Source organism: Priestia sp. P5_B4 (assembly GCF_056400385.1).
This window is the reverse complement of the sequence record NZ_JBFULJ010000680.1, coordinates 1-2,081: the sequence shown is the minus strand read 5'-3', so window position 1 is coordinate 2,081 and position 2,081 is coordinate 1. Positions and strand designations below refer to the sequence as shown.

General features: G+C 38.0%; 1 protein-coding gene. It reads left to right on the top strand.

Annotation, left to right across the window (positions count from 1 at the left end):
• The first annotated feature begins 71 nt into the window (after window positions 1-71).
• The gene (locus tag AC1DRF_RS24620; protein ID WP_477741930.1) at window positions 72-1,634 is read left to right on the top strand and encodes an alpha-amylase family glycosyl hydrolase; all 1,563 of its coding nucleotides are present in this window, start codon (window positions 72-74) and stop codon (window positions 1,632-1,634) included.
• The last annotated feature ends 447 nt before the right edge of the window (window positions 1,635-2,081 follow it).

Below are 2,081 nucleotides of genomic sequence, written 5' to 3'. Positions count from 1 at the left end.
GTTTTCAAATAGGTGCTATATTTCAATTGTAGTCAATTTATGCAAACGATTGCAAAAAAGGGGATGAAACGATGAAAGGGAAAAAATGGACAGCTTTAGCTCTAACACTGCCGCTGGCTGCTAGCTTATCAACAGGCGTTCACGCCGAAACTGTACATAAAGGTAAAGCTCCAACAGCAGATAAAAACGGTGTCTTTTATGAGGTGTATGTAAACTCTTTTTACGATGCAAATAAAGATGGACATGGTGATTTAAAAGGTCTTACACAAAAGCTGGACTATTTAAATGACGGAAATTCTCATACAAAGAATGATCTTCAAGTAAACGGGATTTGGATGATGCCAGTCAACCCTTCTCCTAGCTATCATAAATATGATGTAACGGACTATTATAACATTGATCCGCAGTACGGAAATCTGCAAGATTTTCGCAAGCTGATGAAAGAAGCAGACAAACGAGACGTAAAAGTCATTATGGACCTTGTTGTGAATCATACGAGCAGCGAACACCCTTGGTTTCAAGCTGCGTTAAAAGATAAAAACAGCAAGTACAGAGATTACTATATTTGGGCTGATAAAAATACCGACTTGAATGAAAAAGGATCTTGGGGACAGCAAGTATGGCATAAAGCTCCAAACGGAGAGTATTTTTACGGAACGTTTTGGGAAGGAATGCCTGACTTAAATTACGATAACCCTGAAGTAAGAAAAGAAATGATTAACGTCGGAAAGTTTTGGCTAAAGCAAGGCGTTGATGGTTTCCGCTTAGATGCTGCGCTTCATATTTTTAAAGGTCAAACGCCTGAAGGCGCTAAGAAAAATATCCTGTGGTGGAATGAGTTTAGAGATGCGATGAAAAAAGAAAACCCTAACGTATATCTAACGGGTGAAGTATGGGATCAGCCTGAAGTGGTAGCTCCTTACTATCAATCGCTTGATTCCCTATTTAACTTTGATTTAGCAGGGAAAATTGTCAGCTCTGTAAAAGCAGGAAATGATCAAGGAATCGCCACTGCAGCAGCGGCAACGGATGAGCTGTTCAAATCATACAATCCAAATAAAATTGACGGCATTTTCTTAACCAACCATGACCAAAACCGCGTCATGAGTGAACTGAGCGGCGATGTGAACAAAGCAAAATCAGCTGCTTCTATCTTACTTACGCTTCCTGGCAACCCGTATATTTATTACGGTGAAGAAATTGGCATGACCGGTGAAAAGCCTGATGAGTTAATCCGTGAACCGTTCCGCTGGTACGAAGGAAACGGACTTGGACAAACTAGCTGGGAAACACCTGTATATAACAAAGGCGGCAACGGCGTGTCTGTAGAAGCACAAACCAAACAAAAGGATTCTTTGTTAAATCATTACCGTGAAATGATTCGCGTGMGTCAGCAGCATGAAGAGTTAGTAAAAGGAACGCTTCAATCTATTTCAGTAGACAGTAAAGAAGTTGTTGCCTATAGCCGTACGTATAAAGGCAACTCGATTTGCGTGTATCATAATATTTCAAATCAACCTGTAAAAGTATCTGTAGCAGCGAAAGGTAAATTGATTTTTGCTAGTGAAAAAGGTGCTAAAAAAGTCAGAAATCAGCTTGTGATTCCGGCGAATGCCACGGTTTTGATAAAATAATTAAAAACACCTCTAAGTGATTACCTGGTAATCACTTAGAGGTGTTTTTTACCCAGAAGGAATAAAAAAGCGACACAGTTTTTTATTTCTTCTATGCTACAACTGTCATACTCGCGCAGCCGCCCTCTTTTAGAAATAGTTACATGATTTATATAAGTTGTAAAAAATACAGCATTTCTCGTCAGCAAGTGTAAACAGTGAAACTTTAATAATATATAGTGTGTTAAATCTTTCTTCCTTTTTTAATTCATTTATTTAATAGGTACCGATAAACTACATTATGGTACCTAAAACGAAATAGATAAACATATGTTCTAACATTGTTATGCATAGGGGTGTTAGATATGGGAGTCTCTGTTAATAATAGTGAAATATGTGTTGAAAGGATAATTTGCGGATCATTTATAGAAATAGGAATTACCTTCATAGCTCTATTCGTTATATATG